Here is a 14,836-nt window from a genome sequence, read left to right on the forward strand (position 1 = left end):
CGTTACGTGTCATGTCTCCGTCGATTAAGGAACAGCCGTCACTGTCCGGACGGAGAGTCACCCCCACGATGGAGGAACCGTGCCCGGCCCGATGAACCGCCGTAGATTTGCCCTCCGCCCGCTCGCGGCACCGCGTACCGCGCTGCTCGGCACACTGAGTCTGTTCCTGGCGCTCGGCGCCACCGGAGCCGGAGGCACCACCGCCTCCGCCGCCGACACGGACGGGCTGCAGCTGTCCGGCACCACCACGTCCGGAATCCACAACACGTACGATCCCAGCGCGTTCACCTATCTCGCGCAGGGTCTCGACACCGGTACCTCGATGATCGAGCTGGACGTCTGGGACGACTTCTTCACCCAGGAGTGGAAGGTCAGTCACAGCAGTCTGACCAGCAACGGCAACAACTGCGTCAACGCCTCCACGGCCGCCGACCTGTACACCGGCAGCGCCAACAAGGACCTGGAGAGCTGCCTGGACGACGTGCGGGTGTGGCTCGGCGCGCACCCCGGCCACGGGCCGCTGATCATCAAGCTGGAGATGAAGGCCGGTTTCCAGGCCAACCTCGGGATGAGCCCGGCCAAGTTGGACCAGTCGATCTCCGCACACCTGGGCAGCCTGGTCTACAAGCCGAACGACCTGCTGAACAAGCCCGGCGGTGGGCAGTACGCCACCCTGGACGACGCCGCCAGGGCCGGCAACTGGCCGACCCGGGCGCAGTTGGCGGGCAAGGTGCTGCTGGAGGTCATCCCCGGCACGGTCGAGGAGGGCAATCCGACCGACACCCTGTGGACGGACAAGGAGTACGCGACCTACCTGCGCAACCTGCACACCGCGGGCACCACCTCGCAGGCGAACATCTTCCCCTCGGTGCACAACGCCGCGTCGGGCGACCCCCGTACCCGCTACTCCGACACGACGCTGCGGCCCTGGTTCGTGGCCTTCGACGGTGACGCGGCCACCTACATCAACAACGGCATCGACACGAGCTGGTACGACACCAACCACTACCTGCTCTTCATGACGGACTCGCAGAACGTGTCGCCGGCCCTCGACGACGTCAGCCCGTCGGCGTCCGACGCGTCGGCACGGGTCGCGCAGCTGGCCAAGGCGCATGCCACGGTCGCGTCGAACGACTGGCGGAGCCTGCCGACCGTACAGTCGTTGGTCCTGCCGCGCGGCTGATCCTCGGACTCGTCCACGGAAAGGTGCGTGGGGCGGCGGAAGCCGTGCCGGCCTGCGACGGCGCCCAGCCGTCGCAGGCCGGCACCCGGCTCGGGTCGGCCCGCGGTCCGGCAGGTCTAGCAGGTCTAGCAGGTCTTGCGGACGTAACCGCTGCTGCCCGCCGGTTTGACGTCCACATCTCGTTGGACGATGCTCAGCGTGCCGCCCCATCCGTTGCAGGCCTTCGACCTGCCGGAGTTGGTGTACTCGATCACGATCACGTTGTTCCCGAAGGCGCTGGTGTAGTCACCGCACTCGTCGTACTGGCCGCACTCCTCGGCCACGGCGAAGTCCAGACCGTTGGCGGTGTGATTGCCCGCCAGCTCGGGAGTGTTCTTCTGGGCGATGGCCAGACCGTCCGCGTGGGCACGGGCGGAGAGCAGCTTGACGAACGCCTGCGCGTTGGCGGCCGTCAGACGGTTCCCGGAACGGGTGTAGCTGTCGTAGTTGTCGGGCTCGATCGCCTGGAAGCCCTTGGCCTTGCAGCTGTCGATCACGCTTCCGATCTTGCCGGCGATCCGCTGCCGCTTGCCGTCGGTGCCGACGTCGAGGAAGGCCTCGCCCCAGTCCTCGTCGTAGACGACCTTGCCGGACGCGTCGCGCAGCAGCAGGTCGGCGTCCCACTCGTTCTCGGCACCCGGCTGGGCCTGGAAGGCGTTGACGTAACAGATGTTGTACAGGCCCCCCGCCGGGGAGGCGGTGTTGTCCCGGGTGACGACCTTCACCCCGGCCGGCGGGGTGTAGGCACCGCCGATCTGATAGTCGAAGCCGACGTGCGGGGGCGGCAGGGGCACGGACGCGGCCTGCGCCGATGCCGTCGGGGCGACCAGGGCACCGATCAGCGCCGTCGCGCCGACGGCGGTGCCCATGAGCTTGCGGGGAGTTCGACTGAAACGGCCCATGTGAATGAGCTCCAAGGGGGAAGAGGGCACGTCCCCGCCTCGGACGCGCAAGGGCGTCCTGGCGACTTGGGCCGGGCTCGTGGCGCGAGGCCTGCATACCGGCTGGGCGTGTCTCTGGACACGGAGCAGGGCTCCGGTGTCGTCCGGGAGTAAAGCGATTGCCTCGAGAGATGTCAATGCTGGAACGCCGCGCCGACGAACTCCGCATTTCGTCGGCGCGGCAACCCGACCGAACCTCGCCCGCCCGCGCCCGTGAACGTGAACTCCGCCCGTACGTCGGGGTGTTGTGGGTGACTGGTCGCTGAGGGCGGGTCCCGTGCCCGCCCGCGCAGGGTCCGACTCCGGTCGGTGGGCCGACACATGAACAATGACTCCTGACAAAAGTGGTGGGCGTGACATGGACAGAGGTCGGTGTCGTGTACGAGGCCGCCGGGTGGCGGGTGGCGGGTGGCGGGTGGCGGGACACGGTCGGCCGCGTCATCGCACGCGACAAACCCGGCGACGTCGGCGATCAACCCCGGGATACTGGTCGCCCATGGATGAGGTCGAAGTCGTCGTCGCCCATTCCGAGCGCGCGACGCTGCGCGTCGGTGACGTGTTCTTGAAGGTGGACGCCGATCAGGCGCGCATCGACGTCGAGGTCGAGGCGATGTCCCTCGCGCCGGTCCCGACCCCGGAGGTCCTGTGGCGCAAGCCGCCCGTGCTCGCGATCGCCGCGCTCCCGGGGACGACGCTCGGGCGCCTCGGCGGGCCGTCGACCGGGGCGCCGGCGGCGTGGGCCGCGGCGGGCGCCGCCATCCGGCAGCTGCACGACGCGCCCCTGCCGCCCCGGCCGGGCAGGGCCGGGCGGAGCGTCGCCGCGCTGACGGCGGAACTCGACGACGAGTGCGCGTTGCTCGTGACGAACCGTGTCCTGCCCGCCGACCTGGTCACCCGCAACCGCCAGGTCGCCGAGGCCGCGCTCCGGCCGTGGACTCCGGCGTTCACGCACGGCGACCTGCAGATCGCGCACGTCTTCGTCGACGGCGACGAGGTCACCGGCATCATCGACTGGTCCGAGGCGGGCCAGGGTGATGCCCTGTACGACCTCGCCACCTTCACGCTCGGACACGAGGAGCACCTCGACGACGTCGTCGCCGGCTATGGCACCGACATCGACCTCGACGTGATCCACGCGTGGTGGTCGTTGCGAAGCCTGCTGGTGGTTCGCTGGCTGAGCGAGCACGGCTTCGACCCGTTCGCGCCGGGCTGTGAGGTCGACGTGCTGAGATCCCGGATGTGAGGCTGCGCGGGCCCGACTGCCACGTATGCGTTCTGACGCATCGAGCGGGCCGTCTCCTGGGCGATCGCCCGCCCTTGCTCCCGACGACGTGCGGTGTGCAGTCGTCGCCGGCGGATGACGGCGCGGCCGAGGGTGACGGACGCGTGGTGGATGTCGTCGCGGATCTCCCGGCGGATGCGCAGGCGCCGGCTCCTGGGGCAGGGACTCCCGGCGGATCCCGGTGTACGGCACGAACAGGATCCCGCACGGCATCCTGCGACCGTCCGGACGCCGAGGTCCGGACGCCTCTTTTCGTCAGGAGTCGTCAGGAGTCGTCAGTCGGTGTGTCCGTGGGACGACGTGAGGTCAGCCGAGCGAGAGAAGGAACTTGCCTCGGCCCGTACCCGTCTCCAGGAACTCGTGTGCCTTCGCCGCCTCGGCCAGCGGCAGGGTCTGCGTCACCCCGGACCGGACCCGTCCGGCCGCGAGCAGCCGGAGGGCTTCGGCAAGGTGGTCGCCGATCCGCTCGGGAGCGCGACGGGCGAGGTCGCCGATGTTGAACCCGGCGATGGTCCGGTTGCCCTTCCACAGGTCCCACACCGAGGCCGTCCACTGCTCGTGCCGGCCGAGGTCTCCGTAGGCCACCACGCGGCCGAACGGCGCCAGCACGGACAGGCTCTGCTCCCGCACCGGCCCGCCGACGGGGTCGAGAACCAGGTCCACACCCCGGCCGTCGGTCACATCGGCCAGGTGCTCCGCGAAGTCTTCGCGCGGGAACACCTGGTCGTAGCCGAGTCCAGTCGCGTACGGAATCTTCTCGGCCGAGCCGACCGTGCCGTACACCCGGCCGGCCCCCAGCTCCCGGGCCAGTTGCACTGCGGCGGAGCCGACACCTCCTGCCGCTGAATGGACGAGTACGTCCTCGCCCTCCCTCAGCCGGCCGGCGTCCTTGAGTACGCCGAAGGCCGTCGGATAGACGCACGACAGCCCCGCCGCCGCGGCCGGATCCGCTTCTCCCGCTCCCGTGCGCAGTGACCTGACGAACCGCGGGTCCGCGGTCACCACCTCGGCGTAGCCGCCGAAGTCGGGCAGGTACGCCGCGACCGGCTCGCCGACCTCCAGCCCGCTCACTCCGGCGCCGAGTGCGGCGACCGTTCCGGCGACCTCGAGGCCCGGCACGTCCACCCCGCCGGGCCCGTCCGGGGCGCCGAACTCACCCCGCCGATGCTGGACTTCGGCGAAGTTGACACCCGCGAAAGCGACTCGCACCGTGACCTGGCCGGCCGTCGGCACGGGCTCGGGCAGATCCAGTTCCTCGAGTACCTCGACGCCTCCGTTGACCCGGAACCCGACCGCCCGCATCCGACACCCCCCGGTATCACGGTCTCCTGGTGAGAGCCGTACGAGTGCAGCAGCTCAAACAGCGATCTTGTTATTCCCGCCGCCGCCCAGGGCCCGGGGCCGACCCGACATCAGGCCATGTCAGGTCATGCCGTCAACCGCAGAGTGCCAGCCGATGACATCGTCGTGTCGGACGTCGCGCAGGATCGCCCCTTCGAGGCGGGCTCCGGTGATGTCGGTGAGGCCGTACCGCGGTCTGCCGGTGTTCACTCGGCCGAAGTCCGCGTCGGTGAGATCGGCGTCGCGCAGATCCGCGCCGCGGAGATCGCAGCCGGACAGACGTGCTCCACGCAGCGAGGCTCCCCGCAGGTCCGCACGGCTCAGATCGCAGAACGTGAAGGAACAGCCGTCCAGGGCGGCGTGACGCAGGTCGGCCTTCACGAACGAGCAACGGGTGAAGCGCAGTTCCCGGGGCCTGGCAGAGACCAGGTCCTGGCCGGTGAAGTTCTCCCCGCTCAGGGGCGAGTAGCGCTGGAGTGCGGCGAGTCGCTGCCGGGGATTCAGGGGTGTGGCCATGGACACCAGAGTGCCGGACGAGCCGGACGTCGGCTCGCCGATTTTCCAGGGCCAGGACCCCGAGGACAGGCCGGTCACCACTGGTCATCGGCGTGCGGGCCTGCTTCCGTGCTCGGCGGTGGCGGCGCCGTCGTGGGCCGATCTCGCCGGACACCGTCGAGACCACGCAGGCGAAAGCCGCGCATGCCGCCCAGCCGCGCGGTTCGTCGGCCACCTTCCCCGGCGACCAGAACGCCGACATGGCCGGCCCATGCCGCAAGCCGGGTATCACCGCCTCGGGACCGGTCGTCCGGACGCAAAGGGCTCTGCCGTCGATCATGGCCGAGGTGGCTGGAGGGGTCCGAGCCGGACGAGGAAGGCCGTGTTGCGGTCCTCTCCCCGTGGCAGACTCCGCGGCATGACGTACTTCTGGGTGAGCGATCAGGGCGACAAGTACCACGGCCGGGAAAGCTGTTGGGCCCTTGCAGCCGGGCAGGCCTCCGCCGATTCACGCGAGAGCTACGAGCGGCGCGACGTGACGCGGTACGACAGCGAGGATGCCGCTCGGGCCGCAGCCTTGCAGCACGCCCGGTGCGAGGCTCATGGATGCTTCGCCTAGAGGCGCGGTACAGGACTCGCCCGACTGTCGGAGCAGGTCCTCAAGGGTCTGGACGATCCGGATCGGCCCGGCGCGGAGCAAGTGGTCTCCGCCGGTGAACGACCAGGCCGCGAGCATCGGGCAGTTGGCCGTGCCCGGTACCCCGCGCGCGGCTCCCTGCGCATCTTCGCCGTAGCCGTCGGTCGATCATCGACCTGTGTCGGTGCTCTGCGGCATGATGACCGGCGTGAACACCGAGATGCTGATAGACGTCTGGCAGCGGCTTCTCACCGACCCTCGCAAGTCGTGGGTGCTGTTCGAGCACGGCACGTGTGTCGTACTGACCGCTCCGGAAGGGGAACTCGCCGAACAGGCCACCGACCTCCTGGAGAGGTTCGGCCCGGCGCATGCCGGATCTTCGGCAGGAGACTTCGGGGTGATCGACCTCAAAGACGTCGAGGGATGGGTCGTCACCGGGCATCACAACGACGTTCTCACCTATGTCGGTCCTGATGAGCCTCAGGATCGGTCGGAGATCGCTGTCGGGCTGTTCGGACGTTCCAAGCGCCACCGGGACGGCACCGAGCTTCACGTCATCCACGTCGAGGACGGACGAGGCTCAGCGGACCCGGCGTGAGTATCGCGCTTCATCGCTGATGGTCGCCGAGGGCGTATCGGCTCCATGTTCTCCGGCTTCGGTGACCAGGCGGGAGGAACTGCCGGCCCGCCGTGCGTGAACACGGCAGCATCGCCATGGTGCCGCGGCCCACCCATGCGCTGGACGGGCCTGTACGGCGGATCTTTCCGGACGGCCGCCGCAGGGCTTCCTGACGGGGCGTGACTTGATGTGTGGAAGAGTCTGACGCCGTTGCCCGTGCCGGCCATGTGCGGTCGAACCCCGTGGCCGAGAAGTCAGGAGCCGTTTCATGGCTGATGAGATCACGCTGCGCCCGGTGACCGCGGACGATCTGGGCCTGTTCGAGCGCGAGTTCAACGGGCCGGAGGGGGCCGGCCCGTACCAGTGGTTCGGCTTCGGTTCACCGGCCGGGCTGCGCCGGCAGTTCGCGGAGAACGGCCTGCTCGGTCCCGACGGCGGTGTGCTCTGCGTCGCGGAGGCGGGCCGGACGGTGGGCCGGGTCGAGTGGTTCGCCGGCACCTGGGGTCGGCCCGCCACCTCCACCTGCTGGACGCTGGCGATCGGCCTGGTGCCGGACGCGCGCGGCCGCGGCACAGGCACACGGGCCCAACGGCTGCTGGCCGAGTACCTCTTCGACCACACCAGGGCCGAACGGCTCCAGGCCTGGACGGACTGCGCCAACCTCGCCGAGCAGCGTGCGCTGGAGAAGGCGGGTTTCGTCAGGGAGGGTGTGCTGCGCTCGGCCCAGTGGCGCGGCGGCCGGTGGCACGACCAGGTGATCTTCTCGATGCTCCGCGCCGAACGCTCCGGCAGCGAATCGAGCTGAGCGCAGAACGCCGATCGGGCGCCCTCGCCCTCGTCCGGTTCGCGGCAGCGGACGAGGGGTTGGGAAGGCAGCCTTCCACGGCGAGGGCAGGTGATCCGTCTGTTCGACAGTGCGTTAACCTGCCCCGCCATGAACAGAGATGAGGCCGGGTCCGCTGACATCGTGGCTCGGGACACCGCGCGGTTCGACTACATCCCCGAGGCCGCGCACTACGACCGGGCACTGTGGCGATTCACCCTGGGGACCTGGCCGGGGCGTACCGGTTCCCTTCTGCTTCCCGCCGCGTTCGGGGCAGCGGCCTTCTTCGTACGGGTACTGGTCTGGCACCTGGACGAGATCCAGATCATCGCCGCCGGCGCGTGCTGCGTCATCGCGTTGTTCGCGGTACGCCAACGGTTCCGCAAGCACCGGGTGCGGCAGCAGTACGAGGGCTGGGCGGCCTACGGTTCCTGTCACACGCTGCTCACCGAGGACGGGCTGACGACGACCGGCGACGACGGGAAGAGCGACCGTGCCGATTGGCACGCGTACCCGTGGTGGTTCGAGACCTCCGAACTCTTCGTCCTCACCGGAAGTCTGGGCTACTTCCTCGTACTCCCCAAGCACGGTGCGGCCTCACCGGAGGACCTCGTCCGGACTCGCGCCTTGTTCTCACAGCACCTTCGCCGCATCTGAACTCTTTCCCTGCCCACCACGATCCGAGGTCGGCCTGCCGCAGGTAGGGCGCGATGCAGGGTGTGAACAACCGTGTGGCCCAGTACGAAGGTCACGACCATCATCATGGTCGCCGCGACGCCGGGGACTCCCACGGTCTGCCGGGTGGTCGCTTTCGGCGCGGTCACCGCCTCCAGGCGGCCGGACGCGGGGACGGACCGGACGATCCAGGCGATGACGGCGAGCTGGAAACAGCATCGGGTCCGGCCCTCGGCGATCAGTCCGGAGCCCGTGAGGGCGAGCTCTCGGCTGGGCGGCGCTCATGCTCCTGTCCGAGTCGGCTGCAGGTCCGGCGGGCGGGCCTCGGCGGGGACAGCGAGTCGTGACGGGGACACCGAGTCGTGAATGTTCCGTTCAGCGTCATGGCATCCGGCCCCGGACCTCCGCGAAAACCCGATTGGCGGACCACGGCGACCACTGCTACCTTTCCGGAGGCCGTGCGAGAGAACGAGGAGGTGGTACCCGTGAACACAGTTTCGACATGGGTGCTCTCCTCCGGGGTCACGGTCGGGCGATAGGTCGTCCGGGAGCGCCGTTCCAGTGCACTCCTGAAAGGCACGACCATGCATTTCACTTCCGAGCAGCGCCTCGACGACGGCGTCCTCGAACGCGAATTCACCCTCGGCGAGATCCCCGGCACCCTGTGGACGCCCGGATCCACGCCGGCCCCGTTGGTCCTGATGGCCCACAACAACGGCCTGCCCAAGGCGGATCCCCGACTGGTGGCCCGGGCCCGGTACACCGCGGCGCGCGGTTACACGGTGGCCACCATCGATGCCGCCGGGTGCGGTGACCGGCCCCGGTCCGCCACCGAGGAGCAGGCCCGCGCCGACCTCCGCCGGGCGATGCAGGCCGGCGAACCGGTCGACGAGATCTTCGAGTCGTTCATCGGCCCGCTGGTCGAGAAGGCGGTCCCGGACTGGCAGACCACTCTGGACGCCCTCCTCGAACTGCCCGGGACGAGCGGTCCTGTCGGGTACTCCGGGGGGTGGACCGCCCTCGGCATTCGGCTGGCGGTGGTCGAGCCGCGCATCACGGCGGCGGGCTTCTTCGCCGGGGGGTACGTACCCCGAGCCCAGCGCGAGGAGGCCCGGCAGGTCACCGTTCCGCTGCTGTTCCTGCTGCAGTGGGACGACGAAGGCAACCCCCGGCAACGAGCCCTGGACCTGTTCGACTCCTTCGGCAGCAAGGAGAAGACGCTGCACGCCAACCTGGGCGGGCACACCGGCACTCCGTGGTTCGAGCTGGAGGACGGGTGCCGGTTCTTCGACCGACACCTGAAGTAGGGCCGGACCGTCAGACCGGCGGCAGGCGCCGTCAGGCGGACAGCGGACGCCGGTAGGCCGCGGTGGGGAAGCCGCTCGTCGAGGACAGGTCCCTGACCTTCTCGACGGCGGTGACCGGCAGACGCACCACCGCCTCACCGGGTCGGCGAAGCGCGTACGGTCGGCGACAGCCGCGATGCTGCGGGCCTCGGCCTGGGTGTGCCGGCGGTCGTCGGCACGGTTCTGCTGCCGGCCGACGGCACCGGCGAGCACGGCCGGAGCCGGCAGCAAGGACAGGGCGGCGACCAGTCCGCGCAGCCGTCGGCGTTCACGGACGCGGCCGGCGGTGCCGGTGGCGAGGAAGGAACGCTCCAGCGCTGTGAGTTCCTCGGTCCTGCCGTCCTCCGCGAAGTGCTCCTCCGCCGTGGCCGGCCGGCTGCCCCGGTACGGACCACTCGGATCACGGCCGAGATCGTGGTGGATGTACTTGGGCTTTCGGCCGGTGTGGAGAGAGTGCGTGCCGGGCGTCACGACGGGGCGAACGTTGCCTGTCGCGGCACCAGGGACCCGCCCGACCCGCGGCAAGGGACGTCGGCGCCTCCCGCCTCCCCGGCCCTGTCCGGGGAGGCGGAGAGCTTCGCTTCCTCCCTTACGGCCTGCTGGTCACGAACCGGTCGAGCACGGCGGTGAGTTCCTCCGGCTTCTCCACGGGCAGTTCGTGGCCGGCGTCCACGATCCGCACCACGGCGTCCGGGTAGGCCTTCGCCATCCGCAGCATCTGTGAGACGGGCAGCTGGATGTCGTGGTAGCCGTGGACCAGGAGGGTGGGCGTGCGGATCTCCCCGAGCCGGTCGAGGACGTCGAAGGACCGCATGGCGCCGTAGCAGGTCATGACCACCTCCTGGGACGTGCCCGCCGAGGCCCGGACGTACTCGCGGATCTTCTCGCGCGGGTAGCCGGGGGCGAAGGCGCGCTGGATGTTGGCGGCCACGAACAGCTTGAACGGCACCAGGGTCGAGACCGCCATCAGCAGGCCCCTCCCCCGGCTGTACGCCATCCTGCTGATCGAGTTCACGAGCACCAGCCGCTCGACCCGCTCGGGGTGGGCGAGCGTCAGGGTCTGCGCGATCATGCCGCCCATCGAGTGGCCGACGAGGACGAACCGGTCGACGTCCAGGTGGTCGAGGACGGCGAGAACGTCACCGGTCAGCTCCGCCACCGTCCGCCGCCCCGAGCCTTCGCTCTCGCCGTGTCCGCGCAGGTCCATGCGGATGACCCGCCGCTTCTGGGCGAAGTGGTCCATCTGGTGGTCCCAGCGGTGCCGGTTGGCCGTCCAGCCGTGGATGAACACCAGGGGCGCGCCGTCTCCGGCGCGGGGGCCCTCGTCGTCGTACGTCAGCGCGGCGCCATCGACTTCGAGCTGGGGCATGAGGCCTCCGTGATGTGTCGGCCGGCCCGGGAGGGCCGGAGGTGGCTTGTGGGACCACAGCCTGGTTACTGGTCGGTACGGTAACCGCTCACGGGGTCCGCCGTCACCGTCGGTCGTCGAGGAATTCGAGGATGTGCCCGAAGACGTCGAGGGCGGCGCCCCGGCCCAGGAACGTGTCCAGGTGACCGTAGGCGGGGATCTCGGTGTACGACACGTCCAGCTGGGGCTGGCGGCGCGCCAGTACCTCGTGGCAGAGCTTCTGCGAGTCCAGCCACAGTCCGTTCTCGCTTCCCGCGAGCAGCAGGACCGGGGTGTCGATGCGGGCGGCCGCGTCCAGCGCGTTGGGCGGCAGGGCCCGGTAGCGGTGGTCGGTGTCGTGCCAGCGGACGACGGTGCGGGCCAGTTCGATCCGGCGCAGGTGCGGCAGGATCCACAGGGGCGCGGGCCCGAGGAGCTCGGCGAGCCGGTCGTGGGTGGCGTCGGAGAGGTTCTCGTGCCGGAACAGCGAAGCACCCGATCCCCAGGCCGAGTTGTGGAGGATCTGGCAGGTCGGGTCCGGGCAGTCCGCCCCGCGGGAGGCCAGTGCGAACAGGGGTGTGTACCTCGACCGCAGCCCCACCTTGCGGAAGTCGACCGGGATGTGGTCGATCCGGTTCTTCAGCAGCTCGCCCGCCACCGTCATCCGCAGCGAGGTGCGTCCCGCGAGCTTCGGTGTCAGGAACACGCCCTGGGAGACGACACCCGCGAGGCCGGGCACCAGCCCCGCCGTCATGCTCAGCGACAGGGTCAGGGAGCCGATGCAGTGGGCGACCACGAACAGCGGCCGGTCGCCTATGCGTTCGCGGATGTACGAGACGGCTTCGGGGATGTCGTGGAGGGCGACGTCGTCGTAGGTGTACCTCTGGCCGGTCTCGTTGTACGGAAGCCGGCAACTGCCCCGCCAGTCGAGCAGCCAGGGCTCGTAGCCGCCGTCGAGCAGGACGTCGACCAGGTTGCGGGTCTCGGGGAGCAGGAACATGTCGGCGGACGCGGTGTGGCCGTGCAACAGCAGCACGGCGGGCCGGTCCCGCTCCCCGCTGTCGACGCGGGTGAGACCGAGACGTACGCCGTCCCCGGCTCTGAAGGGGATCTCCTCGACCCGTGCCGGGTCGAGGCGGTGGCGCAGCGGCCGCAGGGCCGTGCCCGTCCTGACCTTGCGGATCGTCGGCCTGGTACGGGAGTTGGCGGTTCTGAAGATCATCGGTGGCGCTCCGAGGGGGTCCGGGCAGGGCGCAGGTCAAGGAGGTCGGCGGCGGCGCGGGCGAAGGGGTTGAGCAGGCCGCGGCCCATCTCCGCGCCGAACCAGGCGAGCCAGGTCAGCTTGGCGGCGCGCTTCTCCCTGCCGGTCAGGCGCGGGTCCACCTTGATGCCGTCGATCTGGTCACGTACGTAGCTGTCGGCGGGGACGACGAGTTCGCCGGCGAGGCTCGCCGGTTCGCCCTCGCGGCCGATCTCGACGCTCAGGGCGCGGGTCTGCCGCCACAGGTCACGGCGGGCGCGGGCGTGCTTGTGGCCCTCCAGCCACCAGCGGCCTCCGTCGGCGTCGCGCAACGTCAGCCGGTAGCGCAGGAGTTGACCGCGCGTCCCGTGCTGCTGCGGGATGCCCTCCTCGGGGCGGATCCAGGCGTCGCCGCGTTCCACGCGCAGGGGCAGAGCGTGGACCGCGGCGCACATCAGCTCACCGCCGACGTCCACCCGGCGCTCCTTGACCAGTTGGTACATGCTCGCGATGGAGAGGGTGAGCGCCATGGAGCACGGGGTGTCGGCGCCGGTGCCGACCAGGCCCATGGTGTCGACCGGACCCACCGTGCCCTCGGTCGTCTCGGAGAACCACAGGTACGGCTGGTCGTCCTTGTGCGGCAGCCGGGCCAGGCCGTCCTCGGCGAGCCGCTCGAACGTCCTCAGTTGGGCCCGGGCGTCGTAGCGGGCCGCGGGGGGCAGTCCGAGCGCCGCGACGAGCGCGGCGGTGCGTTCGTCGGTGGCCGCGGGGCCCTTCAGGGTCGCCTCGCACAGCTTGAGGGCGGTGGGGCTTTGCAACACCCTCTCGAGGAAGGCGAGTTCGGGAACGGGTTCGGCCTCCAGCCGGGCCAGGGCGTCGGCGCGCCACTCGTCCCAGTCCTGTACGCGCACGTGCATCCCGCCGAACGCCATGTCCCGGACGACGTCGTCGAGGGTGTTGGGGACGCCGGTCAGGTTGTAGTCGAATCCCCAGGCGTCGGGTTCGCAGACGACGGCGGCCGCGACCCGGCTCACCCAGTCCACCGGGGCCGCGTTCAGACGGTGGAAGGCGGGCACGGTGCGGAAGCGGCCGAAGGCCGAGATGAGGCCGCTGCTGAGGTCCTGCGGGTTGTGGACGCCCGTGCGGGTGTGGCCTCCGATGCCTCCCGGGCGCATCGCGGTGACGATCAGGCCGTGGTCGCGGGCTCGTCGCAGGGCGACCTCGGCGGCCCATTTCGACTGGTCGTAGCCCGCGACGAGACGGTCGGCATGGGCGAGCGGGTCGTCCTCGCCCATGGAGGCGATACCGACCTCGTTGAAGACCGCGATCGAGGAGATGTGGTGCAGCGGCTTGGGCGGTCCGGTCGCCGCCAGCTCGGCCAGGGTCAGCGCGCCGATGACATTGCTCCGGCGCAGCGACTGGTAGCCGCGCAGGAAGTCCACGGCCGCCGCGACACCCACGATGCTGTCCAGTTCGTGGGCGAGCTTGTTCCAGACGTCGTCGGACAGGCCCAGGTGCGGACGCCTGATGTCGCCCGGGAGCACCGTCACCCGGCGGCGGATCTCCGACGACCAGGGCAGCCGGTGGCTCTTCAGCGCCTCGCCGAGACGGGCCGTGGCGGCTTCCTCGTCGGCCGCGCGGACGAGGCAGTGGACGTGCGCGTCGCTGTGCCGGAGCAGATCGAGGAGCAGATGACTGCCGAGGAAGCCGGTGGCACCGGTGAGCAGGATCCGGCGGGGCGCCACGGGCTCGGGCGAGCCGGTCCAGGGCAGGCGGTCGGCCAGGGCGAGGTCGGCCAGGATCTGGTCGAGGTCTTCGGGACGGGCCGTGGCGTACGGGGTGCCGTCACCCGTCGTCGGGGCCTTGGCCGTCGCCCCGGGCGGGACGCGGGGCGACAAGGTGCTCGAGGTGTCCGCGGCGGGGGCAGGACCGGCCCCTGGGACAGGAGTCGGCCTCGTACCCCGTGTGAACGCCGGGAGAGGAACAGGGTTCACGCCCGGGGTGGGGGCCGGGGCGGTGAACGGGACGGTGTCCGGGACCCGTGGGGTACCGGTCGTGTCGGTCGCCGGTGCTGCGGTCCGCGTGACCGCCGAGGTCGCCGGCACACCCGGGACCGAGACGGCCGCCGTGGCACCCGCGGTCGCCAGCCAGCGCCGGGCGAGGCTGCGGGGCCGGGCGTCGGCGAACACCTCGTCGAGGTCGATCTCCATGCCCAGTTCGTCCTCCAGCGCCGCGGCGAGTTCCACGGCGCCCACGGAGGTGCCCCCGGCGTCGAAGAAGTCGGTGTCGGGCGACAGATGCCCTCCGGGTACGAGGGGCCCGGCCGCCGCGGCGATGACGGCCGCCAAGGCGTCCGCGTCGGGGGCGGCGGAGACGGTCGCGCCGTCCGCGGCGGGGGCGGTCCGGACGTCCGTGTGGGGGGCGGCGGGCGCGGTCCGGATGTTCGTGTCGGGGGCGGCGGGCGCGGCGGGCAGGCCGTCCGCAGCCGCCGCGGGCGAGGCGGGCGCGGGCGGGGAGGTGTCCGTGCCCACGCCGTCACCAGCAGCATCACCACCATCGGCACCGGCAGGAGACGCGGAGGTGTCCGCACCCGAGTCCGTGCCGGTTCCGGACCTCGCGGGTGTGCCCGGTCCGGGTCCCGCGGGTGTGGCGGCCTGCCCGATCCTGGCCAGCAGGGCCTCCACGCTCGGCCCGCCGTCACCCCGCTCGATCGCCTCACCGATCGCCCGCTGTCCGGCGTAGGCCGTCGCGTCCTCGTTCACTTCACTCATGGGAGCCCTTCACCCTGTGCACTGTCCTTTCCGAACTGCCTCGGCGGTCCGCGCCGC

Annotated in this window: 12 protein-coding genes; 6 read left to right on the forward strand and 6 right to left on the reverse strand. The window is 70.7% G+C overall.

Translation table 11 applies throughout. The features are described 5' to 3' along the window. The first annotated feature begins 79 nt into the window (after positions 1-79). Positions 80-1,183 carry a phosphatidylinositol-specific phospholipase C domain-containing protein gene (locus ACH4S8_RS31190; RefSeq protein WP_398399931.1) on the forward strand — a complete coding sequence of 368 codons (1,104 nt, stop codon included), beginning with the start codon at positions 80-82 and terminating at the stop codon, positions 1,181-1,183. A 125-nt stretch (positions 1,184-1,308) separates the two neighbouring features. Here ACH4S8_RS31190 and ACH4S8_RS31195 read toward each other — a convergent pair whose 3' ends face one another. After that, entirely contained in the window at positions 1,309-2,124 is an 816-nt protein-coding gene (locus ACH4S8_RS31195) for an endo alpha-1,4 polygalactosaminidase (RefSeq protein ID WP_398399933.1), read from the reverse strand. Between the two features lie 535 nt (positions 2,125-2,659). Between ACH4S8_RS31195 and ACH4S8_RS31200 the strand changes: the two genes are divergently transcribed. Continuing rightward, positions 2,660-3,406: a phosphotransferase family protein gene (locus ACH4S8_RS31200; protein WP_398399935.1), complete on the forward strand. Its 747-nt coding sequence runs from the start codon at positions 2,660-2,662 to the stop codon at positions 3,404-3,406. A gap of 345 nt (positions 3,407-3,751) precedes the next feature. Here ACH4S8_RS31200 and ACH4S8_RS31205 read toward each other — a convergent pair whose 3' ends face one another. Further along, positions 3,752-4,747, reverse strand: coding sequence for a zinc-binding alcohol dehydrogenase family protein (locus tag ACH4S8_RS31205; RefSeq protein ID WP_398399937.1), 996 nt, complete (start codon positions 4,745-4,747; stop codon positions 3,752-3,754). A gap of 120 nt (positions 4,748-4,867) precedes the next feature. Continuing rightward, complete coding sequence (locus ACH4S8_RS31210) at positions 4,868-5,302, reverse strand: pentapeptide repeat-containing protein (protein WP_398399939.1); 435 nt, start codon at positions 5,300-5,302, stop codon at positions 4,868-4,870. 812 nt (positions 5,303-6,114) lie between these two features. Here ACH4S8_RS31210 and ACH4S8_RS31215 point away from each other — a divergent pair. From ACH4S8_RS31215 to ACH4S8_RS31230, 4 genes are all read left to right on the forward strand, one after another. Continuing rightward, complete coding sequence (locus ACH4S8_RS31215; protein WP_398400258.1) at positions 6,115-6,516, forward strand: hypothetical protein; 402 nt, start codon at positions 6,115-6,117, stop codon at positions 6,514-6,516. Between the two features lie 289 nt (positions 6,517-6,805). Beyond that, a complete protein-coding gene (locus ACH4S8_RS31220) occupies positions 6,806-7,342 on the forward strand; it encodes a GNAT family N-acetyltransferase (RefSeq protein ID WP_398399941.1) in 537 nt (178 codons plus the stop codon). Positions 7,343-7,471: 129 nt separating this feature from the next. Further along, a complete protein-coding gene (locus tag ACH4S8_RS31225) occupies positions 7,472-8,017 on the forward strand; it encodes a YcxB family protein (protein WP_398399943.1) in 546 nt (181 codons plus the stop codon). A gap of 602 nt (positions 8,018-8,619) precedes the next feature. Then, entirely contained in the window at positions 8,620-9,342 is a 723-nt protein-coding gene (locus tag ACH4S8_RS31230; RefSeq protein ID WP_398399945.1) for a dienelactone hydrolase family protein, read from the forward strand. Between the two features lie 628 nt (positions 9,343-9,970). Here the strand turns inward: ACH4S8_RS31230 and ACH4S8_RS31235 are convergent. The 3 genes from ACH4S8_RS31235 to ACH4S8_RS31245 all read right to left on the reverse strand — a co-directional run bounded on the left by ACH4S8_RS31235 (position 9,971) and on the right by ACH4S8_RS31245 (position 14,779). Next, entirely contained in the window at positions 9,971-10,750 is a 780-nt protein-coding gene (locus ACH4S8_RS31235; RefSeq protein WP_398399947.1) for an alpha/beta hydrolase, read from the reverse strand. 103 nt (positions 10,751-10,853) lie between these two features. Beyond that, positions 10,854-11,990 (reverse strand): alpha/beta hydrolase, encoded by a 1,137-nt coding sequence (locus tag ACH4S8_RS31240; protein ID WP_398399949.1) that lies wholly within the window; start codon positions 11,988-11,990, stop codon positions 10,854-10,856. Then, positions 11,987-14,779 carry a thioester reductase domain-containing protein gene (locus ACH4S8_RS31245; protein ID WP_398399951.1) on the reverse strand — a complete coding sequence of 931 codons (2,793 nt, stop codon included), beginning with the start codon at positions 14,777-14,779 and terminating at the stop codon, positions 11,987-11,989. Before ACH4S8_RS31245 ends, ACH4S8_RS31240 begins: the two co-directional genes overlap by 4 nt. Positions 14,780-14,836 lie beyond the last annotated feature (57 nt).

The organism is Streptomyces sp. NPDC021080, assembly GCF_044333225.1.
Classification (GTDB): Bacteria; Actinomycetota; Actinomycetes; order Streptomycetales; family Streptomycetaceae; genus Streptomyces.